Annotated in this window: 18 protein-coding genes and 1 riboswitch; of the genes, 9 read left to right on the forward strand and 9 right to left on the reverse strand. The window is 59.6% G+C overall.

Going from position 1 to position 24200, the window contains the following annotated elements; genetic code table 11:
* Window positions 1-5 precede the first annotated feature (5 nt).
* The 5 genes from ACFFSY_RS12690 to ACFFSY_RS12710 all read left to right on the forward strand — a co-directional run bounded on the left by ACFFSY_RS12690 (window position 6) and on the right by ACFFSY_RS12710 (window position 5816).
* Window positions 6-1313 carry a 6-phospho-beta-glucosidase gene (locus ACFFSY_RS12690; RefSeq protein WP_377494383.1) on the forward strand — a complete coding sequence of 436 codons (1308 nt, stop codon included), beginning with the start codon at window positions 6-8 and terminating at the stop codon, window positions 1311-1313.
* Window positions 1314-1391: 78 nt separating this feature from the next.
* Window positions 1392-1526 (forward strand): hypothetical protein, encoded by a 135-nt coding sequence (locus ACFFSY_RS12695; RefSeq protein ID WP_377494385.1) that lies wholly within the window; start codon window positions 1392-1394, stop codon window positions 1524-1526.
* Between the two features lie 136 nt (window positions 1527-1662).
* Window positions 1663-3795 (forward strand): ribosomal protection-like ABC-F family protein, encoded by a 2133-nt coding sequence (abc-f, locus tag ACFFSY_RS12700; RefSeq protein ID WP_377494387.1) that lies wholly within the window; start codon window positions 1663-1665, stop codon window positions 3793-3795.
* Between the two features lie 355 nt (window positions 3796-4150).
* Complete coding sequence (locus ACFFSY_RS12705; RefSeq protein WP_377494389.1) at window positions 4151-4594, forward strand: MarR family winged helix-turn-helix transcriptional regulator; 444 nt, start codon at window positions 4151-4153, stop codon at window positions 4592-4594.
* Window positions 4595-4598: 4 nt separating this feature from the next.
* Window positions 4599-5816 (forward strand): MFS transporter, encoded by a 1218-nt coding sequence (locus ACFFSY_RS12710; RefSeq protein ID WP_377494391.1) that lies wholly within the window; start codon window positions 4599-4601, stop codon window positions 5814-5816.
* A gap of 527 nt (window positions 5817-6343) precedes the next feature.
* Here ACFFSY_RS12710 and ACFFSY_RS12715 read toward each other — a convergent pair.
* From ACFFSY_RS12715 to ACFFSY_RS12745, 7 genes are all read right to left on the reverse strand, one after another.
* A complete protein-coding gene (locus ACFFSY_RS12715; RefSeq protein ID WP_377494393.1) occupies window positions 6344-7141 on the reverse strand; it encodes a hypothetical protein in 798 nt (265 codons plus the stop codon).
* Window positions 7142-7256: 115 nt separating this feature from the next.
* A complete protein-coding gene (locus ACFFSY_RS12720) occupies window positions 7257-7412 on the reverse strand; it encodes a hypothetical protein (RefSeq protein WP_377494395.1) in 156 nt (51 codons plus the stop codon).
* A 414-nt stretch (window positions 7413-7826) separates the two neighbouring features.
* Window positions 7827-8621, reverse strand: a complete 795-nt coding sequence (locus ACFFSY_RS12725; RefSeq protein ID WP_377494397.1) for an ABC transporter ATP-binding protein — start codon at window positions 8619-8621, stop codon at window positions 7827-7829.
* Between the two features lies 1 nt (window position 8622).
* Window positions 8623-9561: an ABC transporter permease gene (locus ACFFSY_RS12730; protein WP_377494399.1), complete on the reverse strand. Its 939-nt coding sequence runs from the start codon at window positions 9559-9561 to the stop codon at window positions 8623-8625.
* A gap of 99 nt (window positions 9562-9660) precedes the next feature.
* Window positions 9661-10737 carry an ABC transporter substrate-binding protein gene (locus tag ACFFSY_RS12735; RefSeq protein WP_377494951.1) on the reverse strand — a complete coding sequence of 359 codons (1077 nt, stop codon included), beginning with the start codon at window positions 10735-10737 and terminating at the stop codon, window positions 9661-9663.
* 293 nt (window positions 10738-11030) lie between these two features.
* Window positions 11031-12629 carry a response regulator gene (locus ACFFSY_RS12740; RefSeq protein WP_377494401.1) on the reverse strand — a complete coding sequence of 533 codons (1599 nt, stop codon included), beginning with the start codon at window positions 12627-12629 and terminating at the stop codon, window positions 11031-11033.
* Between the two features lie 3 nt (window positions 12630-12632).
* On the reverse strand, window positions 12633-14591 hold the full coding sequence (locus ACFFSY_RS12745) for a cache domain-containing sensor histidine kinase (RefSeq protein WP_377494403.1): 1959 nt from the start codon (window positions 14589-14591) through the stop codon (window positions 12633-12635).
* Between the two features lie 129 nt (window positions 14592-14720).
* Between ACFFSY_RS12745 and ACFFSY_RS12750 the strand changes: the two genes are divergently transcribed.
* The 3 genes from ACFFSY_RS12750 (at window position 14721) to ACFFSY_RS12760 (ending at window position 17892) form a co-directional block, all read left to right on the forward strand.
* Window positions 14721-15602 carry a carbohydrate ABC transporter permease gene (locus ACFFSY_RS12750; RefSeq protein WP_377494405.1) on the forward strand — a complete coding sequence of 294 codons (882 nt, stop codon included), beginning with the start codon at window positions 14721-14723 and terminating at the stop codon, window positions 15600-15602.
* Entirely contained in the window at window positions 15599-16429 is an 831-nt protein-coding gene (locus tag ACFFSY_RS12755) for a carbohydrate ABC transporter permease (RefSeq protein ID WP_377494953.1), read from the forward strand. Before ACFFSY_RS12750 ends, ACFFSY_RS12755 begins: the two co-directional genes overlap by 4 nt.
* Before the next feature lie 125 nt (window positions 16430-16554).
* Window positions 16555-17892, forward strand: a complete 1338-nt coding sequence (locus ACFFSY_RS12760) for an ABC transporter substrate-binding protein (RefSeq protein WP_377494407.1) — start codon at window positions 16555-16557, stop codon at window positions 17890-17892.
* Window positions 17893-18166: 274 nt separating this feature from the next.
* Here the strand turns inward: ACFFSY_RS12760 and ACFFSY_RS12765 are convergent, their stop codons facing one another.
* Window positions 18167-19552: an MATE family efflux transporter gene (locus tag ACFFSY_RS12765; RefSeq protein WP_377494409.1), complete on the reverse strand. Its 1386-nt coding sequence runs from the start codon at window positions 19550-19552 to the stop codon at window positions 18167-18169.
* Between the two features lie 306 nt (window positions 19553-19858).
* A riboswitch (cyclic di-GMP riboswitch) is annotated at window positions 19859-19949 on the forward strand.
* Window positions 19950-20094: 145 nt separating this feature from the next.
* Between ACFFSY_RS12765 and ACFFSY_RS12770 the strand changes: the two genes are divergently transcribed.
* On the forward strand, window positions 20095-22461 hold the full coding sequence (locus ACFFSY_RS12770; protein ID WP_377494411.1) for a putative bifunctional diguanylate cyclase/phosphodiesterase: 2367 nt from the start codon (window positions 20095-20097) through the stop codon (window positions 22459-22461).
* A 197-nt stretch (window positions 22462-22658) separates the two neighbouring features.
* Here the strand turns inward: ACFFSY_RS12770 and ACFFSY_RS12775 are convergent, their stop codons facing one another.
* Window positions 22659-24158: a methyl-accepting chemotaxis protein gene (locus ACFFSY_RS12775; protein ID WP_377494413.1), complete on the reverse strand. Its 1500-nt coding sequence runs from the start codon at window positions 24156-24158 to the stop codon at window positions 22659-22661.
* Window positions 24159-24200: the final 42 nt, after the last annotated feature.

Below are 24200 nucleotides of genomic sequence, written 5' to 3' on the forward strand. Positions count from 1 at the left end.
ACACGATGACAAAGGGATTGAAGATTGCGGTAATTGGCGGAGGTTCCTCGTATACGCCGGAGATTGTCGAAGGCTTCATTCGGCGATACGCGCAGCTGCCGGTCCGGGAGCTGTGGCTGGTTGATATCGAGGCGGGCCGCCAGAAGCTGGAGATCGTCGGCGGACTGGCGAGGCGGATGGTCGCGGAATCGGGCCTTCCGATCGAGGTGCATCTGACGATGGACCGTCGCGCGGCGATCGAAGGCGCCGATTTCGTCTCGACCCAGATGCGCGTCGGCTTGCTGGAGGCGCGCAAGTGGGATGAGCATTTGCCGAACGGCCACGGGGTGATTGGCCAGGAGACGACCGGTCCCGGGGGCATGATGAAGGCGCTGCGGACGATCCCGGTGCTGCTGGACATATGCCGGGATATCGAGGAGCTGAGCCCGAACGCCTGGCTGCTCAACTTCACGAATCCGGCCGGCATGGTGACGGAGGCGATCAACCGCTACTCGAAGGTGCGCAGCATCGGGTTGTGCAACGCGCCGATCGGCTTGCAGAAGTGGCTGAGCACGAAATACGACGCCGCGCCGGAGCGCATCTATACCGAGTTCGTCGGTCTGAACCATCTGCACTGGGTTACTCGGGTCGAGGTGGATGGCGTGAACCGGCTTCCGGAGCTGCTGGATAAGCGCGAGGAGTATTCGGGCAAGAACGTGCCGGCGACGGAGTGGGACCATGATTTCCTGATGTCCCTCGGCGCGCTTCCGTCGTATTATCTGAAATATTTCTACATGCAGGACGCCATGCTCGAGGAGCAGCTGATCGCGCTGGCGAAGAGCGGCACGCGCGCCGAGGTCGTGAAGAAGGTCGAGGATGAGCTGTTCAAGCTCTATCAGGACCCGGAACTCAAGGAGAAGCCGAAGCAGCTGGAGCAGCGCGGCGGCGCGTATTATTCGGAGGCGGCGGTGAATCTGATGGACTCCCTGCACAATGACAAGCGGGACATCCAGACGCTGAACGTCGCCAACGGCCGCACGCTCGATTTCCTTCCGGCGGACGCTTGTATCGAGGTGAATTGCGTCGTCACGGGCGAAGGCCCGCTGGCGCTTCCGGTCACGCGCGTGCCGGAGCAGACCAAGGGGCTCATTCAGGCGGTGAAGACTTACGAGCGTCTGGCGATCGACGCCGCGATTACCGGCGACCGCGGGCTTGCGCTGCAGGCGATGGCGCATCATCCGCTCGTGCCTTCCGTCTCGGTCGCCAAGACGCTGCTCGGCGAGATGCTGGAGAAGAACAAGCTTTACCTGCCTAATTTCTACGGCAGCAGGTAAAGGTTGTCAGGGGCAGTATCGTTGTGATAAATTAAAAGGGTTATTGCACTCATTTAGAGGAAGCGAGGTGAAGGTAGGATGAATTTCGAAATGGTGAACGATCGTTTGAGCCGTCTGGTACAAATTATCAGCGGCAATGTGCATGCTTTTGCCGACAACGGGAGAAGTCTGTCCAAATTTACGGTCTCACCATTCGAGAAGATGCCTGCCTGATCCTTTTATGCGGATATGTACGTCCGGATAAGAGCCGCGGGGGATTTTCCCGCGGCTCTTTTTGCGCTCTTTTTTCCACAGAGACGAATGAAGGTTCAAGGTCAGGATCTCTCCCTACACTTAGGAGGAACTGACAATGACATTGATGATAAATTGCCAACAAGTCAAGAAATACCACGGGGCGCAGCTGGTGCTGGAGAATGCCACGTTCGAAATCCGCGACGGGGAGCGAATCGGCCTCGTCGGCCGCAACGGAAGCGGCAAATCGACGCTCATGCGGTTAATCGCCAAAGCAGAGAAGCCGGATGAAGGGCAGTTGACGGTGCGCAAAGACGCAGCCATCGGCTATTTGGCCCAAATCCCGGCGGAGTGGGAGATGTATACGGTCTACGAAGCGCTCGCCTCCGGTAGCGGGCATCTCCTGGCGTGCAGGGAGCAGATGCGGGCGCTCGAAGCGGCCATGTCGGACCCGGATGCCGCGGGCTCGGACGGCTTGGATGCGCTGCTTCGGCAATACGCGAAGGCACAAGAGAAGTTCGAGCAAGGCGGCGGCTATGAGCTGGATGCGCGAATCGACGCGGTGGCCGGCGGATTGCGGATTAACCGTGCGCTATATGGACGTAAGTTCGGCACCTTGTCCGGCGGGGAGCAAACGAAGATCGGCCTGGCGGCGCTCCTCATCCAACGACCGGAGCTGCTGCTGCTCGACGAGCCGACCAATCATCTGGATATGTCCGGTATCGAGTGGCTCGAATCGTTCCTGAAGCAATATGACGGCGCCTGCCTGATCGTCTCGCACGATCGGACGTTCCTCGATCGAGTGGTCGCCAAGGTCATCGATCTCGAGGATGGCGAGACGACGCTCTACCACGGCAACTATACCTGGTATGCGCGGGAGAAGGAGGAACGCTTGCTTCGTCAGTTCGCGGAATTCCAAGAGCAGCAGAAGCAGATCAAGAAAATGAAGGAGACGATCCGGCAGCTGGAAGAATGGGGCCGTGTCGGGGGCAATGAGAAGTTCTTCCGGCGGGCGGCGTCGATGCAGAAGGCGCTGGATCGGATGGAGAAGCTGAAGCGGCCGGTGCTGGAGCGCCGCGGCGCGGCGTTCGACCTGCAGCAGGCGGACCGGTCCGGCTCTCGGGTGCTGCATTTCGAGGGCGTACGGAAGGCGTACGGCGACAAACAAGTGCTGCGCGGCGCGGAGGGGCTGCTGGAATATGGCGAACGGGTCATGCTTCTCGGCGGCAACGGCGCGGGCAAATCGACGCTTATCAAGCTTATGCTTGGCCTCGAGCAAGCGGATGCGGGCTCGCTACGCTGGGGCTCGCGCGTCGATGTCGGCTACTTGGCGCAGCAGGAGTATCCGAAGGACGGCAAACAAAGCGTGCTCGCTTATTTCCGGGAGGAAGCCGGTCTCGAGGAAGGCGAGGCGCGATCGCGGCTGGCGAAGTACTTGTTCTACGGGGCGGACGTGTTCAAGTCGGTAGGCCAGCTGTCCGGCGGAGAGTGGACGCGGTTGCGGCTGGCCCTGCTCGTCCTGCGGAAGCCGAATGTGCTTATCTTAGATGAGCCGACCAACCACATGGATATTGCCTCCAAGGAGGCGCTCGAAGAAGCGCTGGACGATTACCCCGGCACGCTGCTGGCGATTACGCACGACCGGTATTTCATCAACCGGCTGGCGGAGAAGGTGTGGGTGCTGGAGCAGGGGCGGCTTACCGCTTATCTCGGTGGCTACGATGATTACGAAGCGGAGCGCGGAAGACGCGGGGCGCAAGGGGCGGTGGAAGGTATTGCTGCGGAAGCGGAACCCGGGAGGTCGCACATCAAGCCGAAGGCGGACGGGGCGACCGGCGCGGGAGGTGACGGCAAGTCGACGGTGAACGCCCGCCGCGACGCGGTGAACGGCGAGGGGGGCGGTTACGCGAAGGCGGGGGCGAAAATCGGCCTTCCTGCCGCCGGAGCGGACGGTCAATCGACCGACGCCGAAGCATGGGGCAGTCAGCCGCCGAGCGGAGAGGTTCCTGGCGGCGCAGCCGGGCGACCGGAGCGGCGAGCCAAGCCGAATCCGGCGCTGCGCGAGCGGCTGGAGCGCGACATCGCGCAGGCGGAGGAGCAGCTGCGGCGGCTCGACGAGACGCTGGGCAGCGAGCAGGTCGCAAGCGACGCGGTGGAGACTGCGCGGATATGGCAGCAACGGGAAGCTCAGCAGCAGGTGTTGGACCGGTTGTATGAGAGATGGATGGCGCTTGACGGGCTCGAAGATTAATGCGTAAACGATCGGCAATAACCCTAGGGACATCCTGCCCCTAGGGTTATTTATTTGCATCTTGTCAGCTTAAGCGAGTCTAAGCGAGGAAGGACCACATCCACCGCAGATGGCGGATTTTTCACCCGCAGGATTACTCTTAACGTGACGACACCGGGGTTATATCACGGGGGAGGCTCCGTGCTCGGACGTGACGGAGATGGTAGAAGCGTTAGCGCGTCAGTCCTTCAATCAGTGATCAATTAAAGCAAGCAACGCTGCCGATTGAGGGGGGGCTGTGCCGTCGCGGGTGGTTGACGAATATAGTTGCTGGTCATATAATTGCTATAGCAATCAATTGAGTGGAGCGTGCGAGATGCATATCGATGATTCGTTAGGTTTCCTTATCAATCACGCCGGACGCCGGCTTACGCTGCTGCTTGCGCTTCGTTACCAGCCGCACGAGATTACGACTGAGCAGTGGAGCGTGTTGAACCGGCTGTACGAGCAGGATGGCATTACCCAGAAGGAGCTCGCCAGAAGGAGCGAGAAGGATCAGACCAACATTACGCGCATTTTGGACCAGCTCGAGCGCAAAGGCTTGGCCGTTCGCAAGGCGAACGAAGCCGATCGGCGATCGTTTCTGACTTATATTACGCCTAAAGGCCGCGAGCTTAACGAGACGCTGCTGCCGATCGAACAGGAAGTCATCCAATCGGTGCTCGGCGGGATGAATACCGACGATGTGGCGCAGCTTCGGCGCCTGTTGAAGCAGGTGACGGTTGCGGCCGAGAGGACTATCGAACAATTGGGGGAATAACGACATGAGCGAACCGAACGCATTCGAATCAAGGCCGAAGCTCTGGACCCGCGATTTCGTCGCGGTATGCTTCAGCAGCTTCTTCTTGTTTATGACATTTTATATTCTGGCAGTCACGCTGCCGATCTTCGTCACCGACACGCTGCATGGCGGCCAAAGCCAAATCGGCCCGGTCATGACGGTATTTGTCGTCGCGGGCTTGATCTTCCGGCCGCTCGCCGGGAAGTGGCTGGACGAAGTGAACCGGCGCACCATCGTGCTCATCGCGCTCGGGTTGTTCTTCGCGTGCAGCGGCCTCTACATGCTGATCGACAGCTATGCATGGCTGCTGGGGCTTCGACTCGTCCACGGCATCAGCTTCGGCATGGGCGCGACGGCGATCGGCGCGATCGCGATGGACCTTGTGCCCGCCGCCCGCAAGGGCGAGGGCGTTGGCTATTATAGCTTGTTTATGAGCTTGGCTATGGTCGGCGGTCCAGCCATCGGCCTCATGATCGCGGAGACAGGCTCGAATTCGCTGTTGTTCGGCACCTGCTTCGGCCTTGCGCTGTGCGGCCTGGCCTGCGGTATGAGCGTCCGCATCCCGGCCCGTCTGCCTCGCAAGCCGGGACCGGCGCCAAAGGGCTGGCGTCAATTCATCGAGCCGGCCGCCATGCCGATTGGCTTGACCGGGGCAGTGCTCGCGTTCTCCTACGGCGCGATTACGACCTTCCTCTCCGTCTACGCCAAGTCGCTGGACTTGAGTGCGTACGCGAGCGTCTTCTTCATGGTGTTCGCGCTCATGATCGTGCTGTCCCGGCCGTTCACCGGCAAAATGTACGATCGCTCCGGGCCGCATTTGCTCGTCTATCCGGGCATCGTTCTCTTCACATTCGGCATGGTGGGCCTCGGCGGCGCGCACTCGCTGGCGATGTTCCTCGCGATGGGCGGCGTGCTCGGCCTTGGCTACGGTGCGCTGTTCCCAAGCTTCCAGACGATTGCGATCCAATCGGCGGAGCCGCACCGCAGCGGTCTTGCGACCGGTACGTTCTTCCTGCTCTTCGATGCCGGTTATGGTTTGGGTTCTTCGGTGCTCGGCATGGTGTCGGCGCACACGAGCTATCATGCGATGTACATCATCGGCGGGGTCGTCGTGGCGTGCTCGGGGATCCTGTACTATGTCTTGCATCACCGCAGAAGCGGCAGCCGCTCGTCCTCGATGACGGCTGCTCCACACGCGTAACGGTCTACGTAACCGAGACTCCTCCGGGGTCTCGGTTTTTTGCAGTCTTAGGAATTATGCAGCTGTTCTGTTGTGGATAAGCCCATCAAGCGCATGCACCTTGCCAGATACCACTCCAAGGCAAAACGTAACGAACGAAGCTCGAACAAAAGCCAGTCCGAAGGACTAGCGTGCTCCCCTCGAAAGGACACATCGAAGACGGCCGCGTAACGAGACACGGTACTTCCGGGTGTCCAGAGGGACGGGTCCCTCTGGACACCCCATCGAGAGGGGCAATGCTATCAGGTTAAGGAAAAATGTCTGGTGAAGCGACCCGTGGCCTATAGTTGACGGACTTATGTCTTAGGAGCCCGCTGAAGCTTTGTCCGACAGGACAAAAGCGTGCCCGCTCAAGCCGCCCCGCCGACTGCGAACAATGGTGGCTGCACGAAGAAGGGAGTCCAGAGGGCAAAGTCCTATGGTTCCCCTCGACGGAGGGGGAAGGGGGAGGGGATGGAAAGGGTTCTCGAAAGGGCAAAGCCCTTATATTACTTCATCACGAGCGTTACGTACCGCGGAATGTCATAAGCATAGAAAGCAGACGTGAACGGGCCTTGATCGGCGAATGGAATGCCCGCCTCTCGCAGCAGCCGATGCAAGGTCTGCTGTTCCTCGGGACCTTTGTTCGTCACAATCAGAACGCCCGGCTGCTCCAGCTGGTCAAACGCATGCGCAATTAATCGGGCCGGCTGAAACGTGCCGAGCGGCAATCCCCAGTGCAGCAGCGGATCTTGCGTGACGAACGGGAGGAACAACGTGCAGACATTATAGGAGGCTGTAACCTGCATAAAGTCGAGCGCTTCATAGCGGATGATGCCCGATTCGCCGAGTTCTCTCAAATACGCCTGCGCGTAGTCGTAGGCTGTGAAGCCGTTGGGGTAGCGGCGGTAAGCGTCCAGCTCGATGCCGAGCAGCGATTCAACCTGGTAATGCCGCCGGAAGAAGTGGAAGAGGGCCGGTGCATAATAGAACGTGCGGCTGCCGACGTCGACGATCCGGAGCACGCGCGGTAGATGCTGCGCCAGCACGGGCTGCAGCCAGCGCAGCAAATCCAGATGGTACAGGTTGAGCCTATAATCGTTCAAGCCGAGCAGCTCATGCCAGCGCTGAAAATCATAGGCGGTCAGCAGCTCGCGTTCTTGGCGCTTGGTAGCTATGTCCGGGTACAAGCGGTCCTTCGGGGCAGGCTTCAGCCGTACGCGGCCCAGCCGTATGCGCAGCCGGCTCCGCAAGGCGAAACGGAGGGCGTTCCATCCGCTGACGAGCCGCTTAGTCCAATCGTTCATCGAGACGAGCCTCCTGCCAGCTATCATGATCTTATAGGCTATTATGTCCTAATCCGGTGCAGCAGCTCGCATATGGTGCGGATGTTGTGCCACCCGTGTACGTCAACAAGGGCCGCTAGTGCAGCAGCCCCAATCGCCTTGCTTGGTCCTCGGTCAAAATAAACTCCTCGCCCGGCCACATCTCCTCTTCGGCATCGCGCCCGAACAGCTTCATTATGTCCGGCCAGATGTTCCGCTCCATCGCCTCGGCGACCGTAATGATCACTTTCATCGAATCCACGCTCCTTGTCCCATATCGTTGCTTATCGATACTGTACCCGACGGGAGACGGAGACAAACCCGTGAGGAGGGACAATGCTGTCAGGTTAAGGAAAAACGATTGGTGAAGACTAATGTCTTAGGATGGCCTTCATGACCCACTGAAGCTTTGTCCGACAGGACAAAAGCGTGCCCCGCTCAAGTCAGCCCGCCGACCGCGGGCCATAGTGGCTGCACGAAGAAGGGAGTCCAGAGGTGAACGTTTTCCGGATGGAAAACGACTTCGGAAGCATATACTCAGTCCTATGGTTCCCCTCAGCGGAGGGGGAAGGGGGAGGCTGGTTTTCTCATGCAAAAAAAGCCTCCACCGCTCGCAAAACCGAGGGGTACAGAGGCTTTATTGCCAGCTTACAAGAGCTCGAAACCGTTAGCCGAACACGACGCGGTCGTCGGACAGCTTGTGGCCGCTGATCCGCTCGAATTCGCCGAGCAGCTGCTCGACGGTCAAATCCTTCTTCCGTTCTTCGGTCACGTCGAGGATGATGCGGCCCTTGTCCATCATGATCAGGCGGTTGCCGAGGCGGATCGCCTGCTCCATGTTGTGCGTGACCATGAGCGTCGTCAGCTTCATCTCGCGCACGATGCTCTCGGTCAGCCGCGTGATCACTTCCGCGCGGGCCGGGTCGAGCGCCGCCGTATGCTCGTCGAGCAGCAGAATCTGCGGCTTGGTGAAGGTCGACATGAGGAGGCTGAGCGCCTGGCGTTCGCCGCCGGAGAGCTGGCCGACTTTAGCGCGCATCCGCTTCTCCAGTCCGAGGCCGAGCCGGCCGAGCTGCTCGTGGTAGAACTTGCGTTTGCCGCCCGTGACGCCGATGGAGAGACCGCGAGACTTGCCGCGCGTATGCGCCATGGCCAAGTTCTCCTCGATCGTCATGTTCGGCGCGGTGCCGGCCATCGGATCTTGGAAGACGCGGCCGATCCACTGGCTGCGCTTGTGCTCGGGTTCGTTCGTAATCTCGGCGTTCGCAATGCTGACCGTGCCGATGTCGGGCGTCATGACGCCGGAGATGACGTTCATGAGCGTCGACTTGCCGGCGCCGTTGCTGCCGATGACCGTGACGAAATCGCCGGGATTCAGCTTCAGGTTAATGTTGACGAGCGCGACCTTCTCATCGGGCGTGCCCGGGAAGAACAGCTTGGATACATTCGATAGCTGCAGCATACTAGAGGGCACCTCCTGCGGACTGACCTGTTGATGGAACCGGCGTTGCCGCCGCGAGCTCGGCGGCGCGCTTCTTCGCCATGCTCTTCTGCTTCAAGGAGCGGCGGACGGTCGGGAGCAGCAGCGCGATAATAACGATAATGGCGGTGATCAGCTTCAAGTCCGACGTGTCGAGCCATTCCACGCGCAGCGCGAGCGCGACGACGATCCGGTACACGATCGAGCCGAGCACGGCTGCGAACGTGGCGCGCAGGACGGTGCGGGCACCGAAGATCGCCTCGCCGATAATGACGGACGCCAGGCCGATGACGATCATGCCGATGCCCATGGAGCTGTCGGCGAAGCCGGTCTGCTGGGCGATCAGCGCGCCGGAGAGCGCGACGAGGCCGTTCGAGAGGCTAATGCCGAGAATTTTGGTCGTATCGGTGTTGGCGCCGAAGCTGCGAATCATGCGGGCATTGTCGCCCGTCGCCCGCAGCGCGAGGCCCATGTCCGTGCGGAGGAACGCGTCGAGCAGGAACTTGATCGCGAAGACGCACAGCGCGATGACGACCAGCTTGAGCCAAATGTTCTCGATGGACGTGAACAGCGGGTCGGTATCGAGAATCGAGACGTTCGGCCGGCCCATGATGCGCAGATTGATCGAGTAGAGCGCGATCATCATGAGAATGCCGGACAACAGGCCGTTGATGCGGCCTTTCGTATGCAGCAGGCCTGTGATGGAGCCCGCGATCGCGCCCGCGAAGAACGCGACGATCACGGACAGCCAGACGGATGTACCGTGCGAGATAAGCACCGCGGCTACGGCGCCGCCGGTCGTGAAGCTGCCGTCAACGGTCAAATCCGGAAAGTCTAGAATACGGAACGTGATGTAGACGCCCAGCGCCATCAGCGCGTAGAGCAGCCCCATCTGTACCGCCCCGGTCATGGAGTCGATCATGGTGGATAACCTCCTGAAATTTTTTATCCTACTTGATAGATGGCTTCGTAAAAACAAGAAGAGGGTGAACTTCAAGGACGTTCACCCTCGTGCGCGTGCTTATTGAATCAGGTTCTCCGCTTGATCGGCCACGGCGCTCTTCATGGCGTCGGTCAGCTCGATGCCGTAGTCGGCAGCGACCTTGGCGTTGATGATCAGGTCCAGCTTCTCCTGCATCATGACCTTCATCTCGCCCGGGTTCTTGCCGTTCTTCAGTACGTCGACGGCCATCTGGCCGACTTGATAGCCATGGTCGTAGTACTTGAAGCCAACGGTGGCGAATGCGCCTTTCTCGACGGTATCGCGGTCGCTGGAGAAGAACGGAAGCTTCTCTTTTTTCGCGATTTTCAAGATGGCGTCCGCGCCCGTGACGACGACGTTGTCGAGCGTGATGTAGAACGCGTCGACGCGGCCGATCAGGGATTCAGCGGCCTGCTGCACTTCCGAGGTGTTCGTAACGGCGGCTTTCACGAGCTCGATGCCCTTCTTGCCGAACTCTTCTTCGGCTTTCTTGGCCATGATGACGGCGTTGGTCTCGCCTTCGTTGATGATCAGGCCGACCTTCTTGACGTTCGGGAAGTTGTCCGCGATGAAGCCGACGAGCTTCGTCGTAGCTTCCGGATTCGTGTCGGAGGCGCCGGTCACGTTGCCGCCCGGCTGGTCCAGGTTGTCCACGATTTTGGAAGCGACAGGGTCTGTCACGGCCGCGAACAGCACCGGGGAATCCTTAATATTCTTCACGAGTGCTTGTGCCGAAGGCGTCGCGATGCCAAGGGCGAGGTCCGGCTTGTCGCTGGCGATCTTCTGGGCGATCGTCGTGTTGTTCGTTTGGTCGTTCTGCGCGTTCTGGTAATCGACTTTCAGGTTCTCGCCTTCAATCAGCCCGCCGTCCTTCAGTGCGGCAAGGAAGCCTTCGCGCGTCGCATCCAGCGACGGATGCTCGACGATTTGGGAGATGGCGATCGAATAGGTCTTCTCATCGGCGGCATTGGTACCGGCGGCGGTGTTCTCCGTCTGCTCGCCCGCGCCGCTATTCGCGTTCGCGTTGTTGCCGTTGCCTTCGTTCTTGCTGCCGCAGCCTGCAATAAGGAGGACGGCGGACAGGACTAGCGCAAACCAGGTCGTCTTCTTCAAAATGAATTCTACCCCTCTCTAAATGTGGCGCAATGTGGCGGCGCGGCATTAACGCTTTTGCTCGTAAAAGCAAAAAGGTAAATAAAAAGGCAAACAGAGCAACAAATACTGTCATGCTTGCCAATTAACGTTAATTTCCGGCGCGTTTAATGAAATAAAACTATTGTTTTTAATATTAAAGCCCGGCTCTATTTTCGTCAATCTCGGATAAATAATGTAAATTTATGAAGCTTGTAATCGTCGGAAGGGTGAAAGTAGCCAGCGGCAGGTGGATGGCTCTGCAGCCGCAGGCTCCCTTATCCGCGTAATTGGATCTGCTTGCGGTATTCGCCCGGCGAGCAGCCGGTCTGCTTCTTGAACACTTTGCTGAAATATTTCTCGTCTTGGAAGCCGCATTTCTCCGACACCTGCGAGATGCGCAGCTGCGGGGAAGCGAGCAGCGCCTTGGCCCGCTCGATGCGGATGCGGGTGACGTAATCCGAGACGTTCTCGTTCATCACCTGCTTGAACTTGCGCGAGATGTACTCGCGGCTGAGGTAGAACCGGCTCGCGATCGTCTGCAGCGAGATGTCTTCGTGGGCGAACTGCTCGATGTACTTGGCGATATCATGGATGCTGCTGTGCGCCTGCCGCTCATCCGAACAAGCTAGCGCCGCCTCGCGCACCTCATCCAAGACGAGCTGCTGCCATGCCGCCAGGTCGAAGGCGCCCTTCTCGTCAGCAGGCAGAAGCAAGGCGGCCGCCTCGCCGTCCCGCTCGAGCTTGCGCTCGCGCAGCCAGACGGACCTGGCGACGGCGATCTCCTGCCACCACAGCTGAAGCTGCTCGGGCGATATCCACTCCGCCGCATCCAGCGCGTCGAACCACGGGGCGAGCGCCGCTCCCACCTGTTCGGGCTGGCCGCTCTGCACGGCGTATCGCACGCGCTCCTCGTAATCGTTGAACAGCGGCGCGTCCGACCTGGCCGCCGCCCCGGCGTAACGATGGCACCAGGCGGCGCCATCGAGCAGGTTGCGGCGGGCGAGCGCGGCTCTCGCCTGACGGTACGAGACGCCGAGCTCGCCCGGCAGCGCGGCATCCCCCCCGATGCCGAAGGCGAATCGCGTCTTCAGCGTCCGGCGAATCGCCGCATCGATCTCGGCGAGCACGTCTGCGGCTTCCTCCGCCGCGCCCCAGAAGAGCAGCGCGATCTCCCCTTCGGACCCGCGGCAACGGAAGGCGTACCCGATGCGCCGCTCGCGCAGAAACTCGTTGCAGATGTTCAAGAGCGCGAAGTACAGCAGATCCCAGCCGGCGGCGAACTTGTGCCGGATCGCGTCCGAGGCGGGCTCGAGACTAAGCAGCGCGATGCGTCCGCGTGCGGGCGCCGCAGGGAGACCGAATTCCTGGCGGAGCGTCTCGGCAGCGCCGGAGGAGGCGCCCGGATCGGTCACAAGCGTGGAGAGGAATTGCTCCAGATAGACCGGCTTGAGCTGATGAATCTGGCTGCCGTGGTGCTGGTCGCGCCGCCGCGCTTCTTCGTCTGCTTGCCAGCTGGCGATCGCGCCCCCTAACGCCGTCGCCAGCTGCGCGGGATCGATCGGCTTGAGGATATAGTCGATGCCGCCGTGCTTCAGCGTCTGGCGCACGAACTCGAAGTCGTCGTGCCCGCTGATGACGATGACCTTGCTCTCCGGCGCATGGCGCGCCGTCCAGGCGAGCAGCTCCACCCCGCCCATGTTCGGCATCATCATGTCGGTGAAGATGATCTCCGGCTTCTCCTTCACGATCGTTGCGGTCGCCGCCGCCCCGTCGGACGCCTCCAGCACCGTTCCGATCCCGTGCGCCTCCCAGTCTACCAGCAGCTTGACGGCCTCCCGGACGTGTTTCTCGTCATCGATAATCAATGCTTTCATCGGCTACAGCACGGCTCCTTCCTCAAGCGGAATATGAATCAGCACGCCTAGGCCGCGCGGTTGCGCCGCGTACAGCTCCAGGGTGGACGATGGATGAAAATGCAGCCGCAGTCTCGACAGCACGTTGCGCAAGCCAATGCCGCCTTCGTCGATATGGGCGACGGCGCCGCCCTGCGTCAGCGGCAGGTCGCCGGCGGCGAGCGCCTGCACGGCCGCTTCCAGCTGCGCCTCGGTCATGCCCTTGCCGTTATCTTCAATCCGGATGGACAAGCTGCCGTCTTCGAGCAGCTCGCTGACGAGCAGCAGCCGCGCCGGCTCCGCTTCGGAAGGGACGAAGCCGTGCTTGAAGAAGTTCTCCACGATCGGCTGGAGAATCATTTTGGGCACGAACACGCCCTTGGTCCGCTGATCGATGCGCAGCGTCGCTTCTAGCCCCGTATCGAACCGCTGCTTCTGAAGATCAAGGTAGGCTTGTACGTAATCGAACTCCTTGGCCAGCTCCACAACGGCGCTCTCCGTGCTCATCTGGTAGCGCATCATCTTGCCGAGCGAGGTGAGCAGGGAATAGACCTGCATGTCCTTATGCTGCAGCGCCACGGTGCCAATCGATTGCATCGCGTTGTACAGGAAGTGCGGATTTACCTGGGCCTGCAGCGCCTTGAGCTGGTTCGTCTTGCTGGCGATCTCAAGCCGGTATTCCTTCAGAATCAGGTTGTTGATCGTCTGCATCATGGAGCGGAAGCGCCGCGCAAGCAGGCCGATCTCATCACTGCTCTGAATGTCGATGTTGACGTTCAGGTGGCCGGTCTCGATCTTGTTCACGTAGCCGATCAGCCGCTGGAGCGGACGCGTAATGCGCAGCGAGACGTACAGCGTCGCGAGCACCGCGATCGCCAGGAAGCCGATGCTGACGCCGGCGTTGATCCGCGCGAGGCTGCCGGCTCGTTCGTACAGGTGCGTGTAAGGCGACAGCTTGACCAGATACCAATCCATGTAATCGGTCTGGATGCGGTCGTAGAAAATCATCCCCTTGAAGTCGCTGCTCTTCTGGTCGACATAACCGCTGTCCGTTCCGGCGCGGCGCACCTTGGTGAACCACTCCAGCACCTCTTCCTGCTTGGCGTCCTGCGAAGCGAGCACCACCCGGCCGGACTTGTCGACGATATAGAGACGTTCGGCGCTGTCGTACAGCTGCCGGTTCAAGTCCTGCAGCACGGACAGCTTCACGTCGATCGACAGGCGGGCGAGCAGCTCATCGCTGGGCGCGCGGAAGATTGGCCGGTGCAGGGTGAACACGGGCTCCTCCGGCTGCGACGTCTTGAAGGTTAGCCCATAGAGGTGGCTCAGGTGCGTCGGCTCAATGGACGTTTTGCCCGTATTCCCGGCGTCGCGCGGCGGCTGCTCGGTCTGCCCGACCTTCATGTCGCTGTTGCGCAGCAGGTAGGTCGCGTTCGTCTTCGCCACGTACAGCCGCACCTGGTGGAATTCCTTCACGCTTTGATAGATGTTGTACAGGTGGTCCTTGAGCAAATTCCGGTTGCGGATAACGTCGGTCAGATCGTTCGGGAATACCTCGTCTTCCATGTCGTGCTCCAGCAGGTAATAGAGCGAACGCGGCACATTCATGGCATTGTAGACGGCGAGCGACTTCTGGTTGATGTTGTTCATATAGTTGACGATGTTCGTCTTGCCGAGCGACAGCAGCCGAGTGTTCATGGCGATGGATTCTTCGGTGACGGATGACTTGGTCGCGTTGTAGGAGATGATCATGGAGGTCGTGATCGGCAGGATGGTGGCTGCCAGAAGCAGCAGCATGAGCCGATTGCGAATCGTATTCTTAAATGGGACAAGTCCGGACATAGACGGTTCGACCACACCTTTCAGCAGCTGTGGAATGCGCTTACATTTTACGAAGGGAGCGGCGGCTTCCATGGGGATCGTCCACTGCTTCGGTTGGTTCAACAGTAACCGATCCCGCTGTGGAGGTCAATATATTCCACCTAGCTGTTCATCATCCTCAGTGTGACGGGCGCGCGGCGGATTCTATACTAGAGTCAGATAAAGCGTATAAGGGGAGGGGAATCGCGCGTTATGGTGAAACGCAAACAATGGAGCGAATGGATACAGCAGACTGTCTTCGTCGGACCGGGTCTCCTGTTCTTCGCCCTGATTATTTTGCTGCCGTTTGTGATGGGCTTTTACTACATGTTCACGAATTGGGACGGCGTGGATAAAGCGGACTGGGTGGGCCTGAACAATTTGACACGCATCTTCACGGATGATGACCGGTTCTGGAGGGCCTTCTGGTTCACGTCGAAATTCACGGTCGCGGCGGTCGTGACGACGAATCTGATCGCGTTCGGGCTGGCGCTGCTGCTCACCCGCAACTTGAAGCTGAAGGGCGTGCTGCGCACGGTATTCTTCCTGCCGAACGTCATCGGCGGCTTGCTGCTCGGCTACATCTGGTATTTCATCTTCGTGCGGGGCTTCTCGTCGATCGGCGAGAGCACGGGGATCGGATTTTTTAATTTGCCATGGCTCGGTACGCCGGCGACCGGGTTCTGGGGTATCGTCATCGTGTTCGTCTGGCAGACGGCCGGCTACATGATGCTCATCTACGTGGCGGCGATCCTCAACGTGCCGAAGGAGCTCATGGAAGCGGCACGCATCGACGGAGCCAGCGGCTGGCGCATTCTGCGCAGCGTCACGCTGCCGCTCATCATGCCGGCGATCACGATCTGCTTGTTCCTGACGACGTCGAACGCGTTCAAGATGTTCGACCTCAATCTGGCGCTCACTGGCGGCGGTCCGGGCAACGCGACGGAATCGATCGCCCTCAACATCTACAAGGAAAGCTTGACGAACGGCCGATACGGCCTCGGCACGGCGAAGGCGATGATCTTCTTCTTCGCGGTCGCGCTCATCACGCTGCTCCAAGTATGGACAACGAAGAAACGGGAGGTGGAGGCATAGTGGAGGAGAAATACGCGAAGCGCACGTTCGGACTGGAAGTGCTCGGCATCGTGCTGGCCGTCGTCTTCCTGGCCCCGTTCTACTTCCTGCTCAACAACTCGTTCAAGAAACTGCCGGAAATTCTGCTCAACGCGGCCAAGCTGCCGGAGGCGTTCAGCCTGGACAACTTCCGCCGCGCCTGGGTCGCGATCGACTTCCCGACGGTGCTGATGCACTCTATCGTCGTAACGGGCCTCAGCGTCCTGGCGCTCGTCGTTGTCAGCTCGATGACCGCCTACCGGCTGGTGCGCCGCCCGACGCTGTTCAACAAGGTGCTGTTCAACGTGCTGGTCGCGGCGATGATCATCCCGTTCCAATCGATCATGCTGCCGCTCATGAAGGTGGCGGCGATGTTCGAGCTGCGGGGCGAGCTGTATGGCATCGTCATTTGTTACCTCGGCTTCGGCCTTCCGCTCTCGATGTTCCTGTATCACGGCTTCATCAAGTCGGTGCCGCTGGAGATCGAGGAGGCGGCGGTCGTCGACGGCTGCACGCCGTACGGCGTGTTCGGACGGATCGTGTTCCCGCTCTTGAAGCCGATCACGATGACCGTCATCATTTTGAACGTGCTGTGGATTTGGAACGATTACCTGCTGCCGGTGCTCATCATTAACGACTCGTACACGACGATTCCGCTTGCCGTGCAGAAGTTTTTCGGGCAGTATTTACGGAAATGGGATCTGGCGATGGCGGCGCTGACGCTGTCCACCATTCCGGTCGTCGCGTTCTTCCTGCTGCTGCAGAAGCACATTATCGCGGGTATTACGGCCGGTTCGGTCAAAGGGTAATGCGCGAGGTGTTCAACATTTTCCACCTCAACCGTTCAATTTTCTCGGTGTCGGTCTGAAGCGCTTCCAACTTATAATGACGATGTAATCACGGATTCGCACTGATGATTAGGAGGGTTTATCGGATGAAAAAGGGGATCACGATGCTGCTGACCGCGGCGATGTTCGTTGCACTGGCAGGCTGCGGCAATGGCAACAATGGCGGCAACGCAGGCAACAACCAGGCGGGCACAGCAGGAAATACAGAGGCGAATACCGCCCAGACGAACGCGGAGAAGCCGAAAGAAGAACCGAAGAAAGAGAACGTGACGATCAAGGTATTCCAGTTCAAGGTCGAAATCGCGGAAGCGCTGCAAAAGATGGCGGAAGCGTACGAGAAAGAGACTGGCGTGAAGGTCGAAGTCGAGACGCACGGCGGCGGCGAAGACTACAGCGCGCTGCTCAAGGCGGAGCTGGCAGCCGGCGAAGAGCCTGAAATCTTCAACTCCGCGGGCTGGGCGGGCTTCGATCCATACGTCGACCGCGCGACTGACCTGAGCGGCGAAGCATGGGCGAAGGATCTGGTCGAAGCGTCCAAAGCGCAAATCTCGCGCGACGGCAAGCTGCTCGGCATGCCGATGAACTTGGAAGCGTACGGCTTCACGTACAACAAAGACCTGTTCGCGAAGGCGGGCATCACGACGCTGCCGCAAACGCTCGACGAGCTGGAAGCGGACGCGAAGAAGCTGCAAGATGCGGGCATCACGCCGTTCGCGCTGACGAGCGAGTGGTGGTCGATGGGCATTCACACGCTGAACATTGCGCTGGCGAACCATGAAGATCCGGCGACGTTCATCGAAGACGTGAAGGCAGGCAAAGCGACGTTCAAAGACGATCCGGTCATGAAGGACTGGCTGCGCCTGGTCGACATCATGTTCGCAAACGGCCAGAAGAACGCGCTGACGACAGACTACAACACGCAAGTCGCGGAATTCGCGGCAGGCAAATACGCGATGATTCAACACGGCAACTGGATTCAAGGCATGGTGGATGAAGTGAATCCGGAGCTGAACCTCGGCATGATGCCGGTACCGCTCGGCGCGAAGCCATACACATTCACGGGCGTGCCGAACAACTGGATTGTGAACAACAAGTCCGCTCATGCGGAAGAAGCGAAAGCATTCCTGAACTGGATGGTAAGCTCCGAGACAGGCAAGAAATTCATCGCGACGGATTTCAAATTTATCCCGGCCGTATCGACAATTACGCCTGACACGGCGGCAATCGGCAAAATCGGCGGCGACTTCGCGACATTCTCGCAAGAGCATGCCGACCAAGTCAAAGGCTGGAACTGGGACCGCTTCCCGGACGGCATCACGCAGCAATGGGGCTCCGCAATGCAGGAGTACCTGGGCAAGCAAATCAGCGGCGACGAGCTGCTCGGCAAGCTGGACAAAGCCGTGGCGGATATCGTCAAACGTTAATAGCGCGATCGCAGTTTAGCGCGGCGAGCCGAGAATGGCTTGGCTCGGGCGCTTCGGGCAGCGAGGTAGAGCACGGCATTCCTTCGGGGATGCCGTGCTTTTGCGTTCCCGCGAAGGCCGGGCCGGCGATTGGCGGAGTTGCGCGGCCGCCGCGAACGACGGGACCAAGGACGCCCAGAGCGAATCGGACCAAAGATCCGTCCTTATAAACGAAGAAAGGCTGGCACGCGTCATGACGATGACGGGAGACCAGCCTTTCTTGCATGTTTGACAATTAATGGGCCGCGACGGTCGGATCGGCGCCGCCGGGCTCGACGAGCGAGCGGCTCTCCCAACGGCGGCTGTGCCACCGCGCCCACATGATGCCGGCGCGGAGCCATTCGTCCGCCGCGATGGCGAGCCAGACGCCGACCAAGCCGAGATCCAGCCGGAATACGAGCAGATAGCCGAGCGGCAGGCTCATGAGCACCATCGAGATGAAGCCCATGTAGACCGTGAATTTCGCGTCGCCGGCCGCGCGCAGCGCGTTGACGAGAACGAGGTTACCCGCGCGGCCGGTCTCCAGCACGATGCTGATCAGAATGACCTGCGCGGCGATCGAGACGATGTTCGGGTTGTCGGTGAACAGCCCGACGAGCGGATAACGGAACAGCATGGCCAGCACGTCGACGATGACCGTGATGCCGACGCTCCACATCACGCTGGACACTACCCGGCGGAACGCGAGCTCCTTCTGCTTCGCGCCGACGAGCCGGCCAACGATGATCGCCGTGCCCATGCCGATCGCCGCGCTGAACAAATAGACGTACTGCGAGATGGAGTTCGCGTAGTTGCGCGCGGCGAGCGCTTCTGTGCCAAGGAAGGTGACATAATAGAGAAAGACCGTTTGGCAGGCATGGTACGTCACCTGCTCGAGCGCGGACGGAATGCCGATCCGCAGGATTTTCTCAATATATTCCTTGGTAAAGGTCAAATAATAACGGAACGCGATGCGCACTTCCATGACCCGATACAGCATCCAGAGGAAGACAAGGAACGCGACGCCGCGGCTAATGACGGTCGAGACGGCCGCGCCGGCTACGCCCATCTCCGGGAAGCCGAGGTTGCCGAAGATCAGCGCATAGTTCAGCCCGATGTGGAGCACGTTCATGCCGAGGGCGACGTACATCGATTCCTTCGTAAAGCCGTAGGTGCGGATTAGGCTAGCGAACACATTAATCAGCGCTTGGATGAAAAGAAATCCGCCCACGATGCCCATGTACGTTTTGGCGTAATCGAGCACCTGGCCATGCAGATTCATCCCCCCGAGAATCATATTGCCGAAGATGAACAGCGCGCCGCTAACGACAAGGCCGAGAACGAGGTTGAGCGTGACGGCGAGTCCGGCGATCTTCGACGCTTCGAGCATCCGCTTCGCCCCAATGTACTGGGCCACGACGATGGCCGCCCCGTTGCTGATGACTTCCATAATGAGAATGCAAATAAATAAGTACTGGTTGACGACCCCGACGGCGGAGACCGCATCGTCGGACACGTGGCTGAGCATGAGGGTATCCGCCGTGCCCATCAGCATGAACAGGAAGACCTCCAAGAAGATCGGCCACGTTAATTTATAGAGGCTAAGGCCTTTGCCGCCGTCAGCATGAGCTTCCGTTGACAATTTGAACCACCTGCGCTTTCGTTCCTTTTATGCAATGGGGCTATCGTAACATAGACCTATAAGCTTTGCATTATTTTCGGGATAAAAATAAGTGAGCTGCTTTCCATTTTTTTATGGGAGCGGCACCAATATCGTCTAGGGCATTCTAGCACCTAGAGAAGCGTGCTGAGCGCGAAGAGAGGCGTTATGGAATGGGGCGATTTGGGTCTCCGCACAAACTTAGCCAAATGGTGGGAATACCTGTCTGTGCGGGGATCAAGGGTAGACGCGGTTAGGAAAATCGTCCTATAATAAGACTAAACAACATCATGTTCAGGGCAAACCGCTCCGAAAGGACGGGACGCAAAACTATAGGGGCTTACCGGAGCTTGTCTCCCGTTGCCAGCCAGCTGCCGCGCAAAGAGAGAACCCGCGGAGGTTCTTTTTTTCTTCTCTCGGCATTTCGTCCTTTAATGTGTGAAAGCACCTGTCCTCTATTCCATATACGAAACCGGTTACTTGGCATAACTTCCTAGACTATCAACGACGTGGAGCTGACTCCGATGCAACTGTGGATTATTTCCATTCTGTTCCTTCTTCTTCCAAGCTATCTGCTTTTCTATATGGGGGCCGAGATCTATTGGCGCAACCCGCGGCATCGGCTGCATCAGCTGACGATGGCGTTGATGTTCACGCTCGGGCTGACGCTTGCCTTGCAGTTCGCGATCCCGTATCTCCTCTCGCTGCCCGCGGGTACGCTGGCGGCTAGGCTGCGGTATACGATGTCCTTCCTGACGATGGGCTTCGCGCTGCTTTTCTTTCGCCATCTCACGGCGGGCGGTAAGGCGACGAGGCTTAGCCTGGCGCTAGCCTTGATTCCGTTTGCTTGCGCGGCAGCTTCCCTTCTCCCCTACTTTATGAATGACGTTTATCTCGAGGTCCACGGGGCGCACCGGATGGAGACGTTTGGTCCGGTGTATGGCGGGTTGATGGGCGTCAGCATCTTGTACACGTTCGTTGGCGTCATCATCATGCTCATCCGCAAAATCGTGTTCCCCCGATTTCGCAAGACGATCGAATTCAAGCGAATCAGCGCGGTATTGTGGGGGGCCCTGTTCACCGTGCTTGCCGTTATCGTGGCAGTGGGCATCAACTTCGTGCTCGTCGCCAAGGGCGTGTACACGTTTAATTTTCTTCCGACCTCTTGCGTCGTCATCTGGGCGTTCGCGCTTCGTTATGCCATGGTCAACCATGATTTTCTGGCTGCGACCGGAAGACGGTATGAGCTGCTCTTCAAACTGTCGCATCACGGCATCGTGCTGCTGGACAGCCAGTGCCGTATCGTGGAAGCGAACGCCTCTTTCCAGAAGCTGGTCGGGCTCTCCCCGGATGTTAGCATGCATGGACGCCGTTTCTCGGGCTTGCTGCGTTCCGGCGAAGAGGATGCGTTCGAGGACGATTACCGGCAGGCCAGCGCGTCCCTTACGCCGCTTCATCGGGAACTGGTGCTGATCGGGGCAAGCGGCGAGACGCACATCGTGGAGGCGCACAGCGACTATATCGAGATCGAAGGCAGTCTATACTCGTTCCTGCTCGCGCGCGACATGACCCAGCAGAAGCAAGGCGAGGAACGGCTAGCCCAGCTCGCCTACGAGGACGAGCTGACCGGTCTTGGCAACCGGCGGCATTTCTCGGATCGCATCCGGGAGGACTTGGCCAATGGCGTGGCGCTTGGCGTCATGCTGCTCGACTTGGATCAATTCAAATGGGTGAACGATACGCTCGGTCATTCGGCGGGCGACGCGATGCTGCAGCAGGTGGCTGGCAAGCTTAGCGCCGTCTCCGGCGGCTTCGTGGCCCGGCTGGGCGGCGACGAATTCGGGGTGCTCGTCCATGGCGGGCGCGAAGAGGTGCTCCGGGGCGCGGAGGCGCTGATCGCCGCCATGAAGGAGCCCGTCATGCTGGGCGGCAAGCCTTATGCAATTACCGCAAGCATCGGCATCAGCTTGGCGCCAGATGACGGCAATGACTATGAGACGCTGCTCCGGAGCGCGGACACGGCGATGTACGTGGCGAAGAACGGCGGCCGCAACCAATACTACCTGTTCCAGCCGCAGTTGAAGACGAACGCCGACAATTACATGACGCTCGTCAGCGGCTTGGCCTCCGCGCTCGAGCGGCGAGAGCTGCAACTGCACTTCCAGCCGCAGATCGATCTGCCTACCGGCGGCGTATACGGCGCCGAAGCGCTGCTGCGCTGGCACTCGTCTGAGCTGGGCTCGGTGCCGCCGGGCGTGTTTATCCCCATCGCGGAAGCGAACGGGCTCGTCGTGCCGATCGGCTGCTGGGTGATGGAGGAAGCGATTCGGCAGGCCAAGCATTGGGTCGACCAAGGGTACGAGGATTTCGTCGTCTCGGTCAACCTCTCCGCGATTCAGCTTCGGGATTCGGGGTTGGCGGAGCATGTAGCGGGATTGCTGGACAAATACGGGTTGCCGCCGCGCAATCTGTGTCTGGAGATCACGGAGAGCACGGCGATCGCCGATGTGGAGACGTCGTACCAAATTTGCAAGGCGCTGGGCGAGATGGGCGTGAAGTTGGCCATCGACGATTTCGGCACCGGATATTCGTCGCTGGCGGTGCTGGGACGGTTCCCGTTCGACTTTATCAAGATCGACCGCTCGCTCGTCGAGGATATCGTCACGAACAAGAAGGATTTGGCTGTTATCCGCTCGGTTGTCGCGCTTGCGCGCGATCTCGGGCTTCAGGTCGTCGCCGAAGGCGTCGAGACGGCGGCGCAGCACGAGATGCTGCGCGGGCTCGGCTGCCATGAAGGACAAGGCTATCTGTACGGACGGCCGATGAGCCGGGAAGATATGGACGACTTCTTGAAGCGCAAAGGCGGCTGCGGACAGCTCGGCACGGCTTAAGCGCATGATTACGGGATTCCAGGCTAAACCAGGGATCCCGTTTTTTGCGTTGCGCGGGCGAACGGGCTATCGGGGCACCGGGCAATCCCGGCGCGGAAGTTAGGTCGGCGGCCCGTTCCAGTCTGCCCCAAACGCAAACAAGAGGCTGCCCGGGCGGCGGCCTCTTGTCGTTGTCCTTATGCCGGCACCAGAGTCGTTTACGACTTGTTGCCTTTGTCCGTTTGGTACAGGCTCATCAAATGCTGAACCTCTCCGCGGCTATCGCGAATATCCGACGTGATCTCCTGCTGGTTCGCGCTCTGTTCCCCGACCGTCGCGGACAGCTGCTCGAGCGTCGCCGACAGCTCCTCGATGAAGGCCGCGAAGTCGGCGGTGGCCGTCTTGACATGGGCCGACTTCGTGCCGATCGACTTGGTCTGCTCGTGGTTGTGCTTGATGTTCTCCGTCAAGATGCCGACGGCCGCTTCGATCGTGCGGAACGTGCCGCGCGTCTGATCCGTCATGTCGACCGACTGGGTCATCTGCTCCACGTTGCGGGACATCAGTTCTTGGACCGAGCGCGTGTCGGACTGGATTTTCCCGATCTTGCTCATCATCTCATCGGCCAGCGCGGTGCTCTGGGAGGCGAGCGAGCGGACCTCCTGCGCGACGATTGCGAATCCGCGGCCAGCTTCGCCCGCGCGCGCCGCTTCGATGCTGGCGTTGAGCGAGAGAATGTTCGTCTGAGCGGAGATATCGTTGATCGAGCGCACCGAGTGGGTCACTTCCGCGATGCTGGCCTGCAGGTTCGACATCTCCTGATGCATGATCTCGAACGAGCCGCTGAACTGCTGCATCGCGTGGGACAGCGCCTCGACGCGCGCGGAGCCGTCTTGGCTTGCCTGCTCGGATTCGGCGGCCTTCTGCTCCAGCATGTCCGACTGCTCGACCATCCGGGCGACCATGCGGTTCGTCTGCTCCAGCTCTTCCGTAATGTCGCTGATCGTCTGCGCTTGCACGGTGACGCCGGAGGCGATCTCCTGGAAGCCTTGATTGATCTCGTTCATCGATTCGGCGTTCGTCGCGTTCTTATTGAAGATACGTTCGATGTTCCCCGACAACGTCGCGGAAGAAGCGCGCAGCTGTGCTTCGCGTTCTTTCTCGAGACGAAGCAGTTCTTCCGTCGCGGAACGGCTCTCGTCGATATCGGCGAACATCTGGGTGGTGATTTTCTCCTTCAGGAACAAGATGACGGTCACGACCGCGTAGATCATCAGGTGAATGGCGATCGTCTTCGGCTCGCCGTCGAGAAGCGGGTCGCCCTTGTGGTACATGAAGAAGGCGACATAGATCGCCAAGCCGACGCCGAAGTAGACGAGCATGATCATGCGGCGCATATAGATGGATCCGGTTGCGACTAGCATGTACAGCAGCATCAGGTTCGACATGCTGGCGCTGCGGAACAAGAAGACTGCTACGACGCCGGCCATCAGCACGAGCCCTGCATAAGGGAACAGCTTCACGGCGATTTGGCGCCGATTCAGCACCATGAGGCCCGCGACGAGTATGGTGCTGATGATCGTCGTTATTTTTAACGACCAAGGGTTGCCTAAAGCAAACATTGCTAAAATGCCCATCACGCTCGCGAACATCAGGGCCGATCCGGCCAGCCTGTTTTTGCGGCGCATGTCGAGCAGCTGCAGCGTATTCATATTCATTGCTTTTCCTCCTTGCGCAAAATAGGGATTACTGCTTGTTAT

Source organism: Paenibacillus aurantiacus, from assembly GCF_042431225.1.
GTDB lineage: Bacteria > Bacillota > Bacilli > Paenibacillales > Paenibacillaceae > Paenibacillus_Z > Paenibacillus_Z aurantiacus.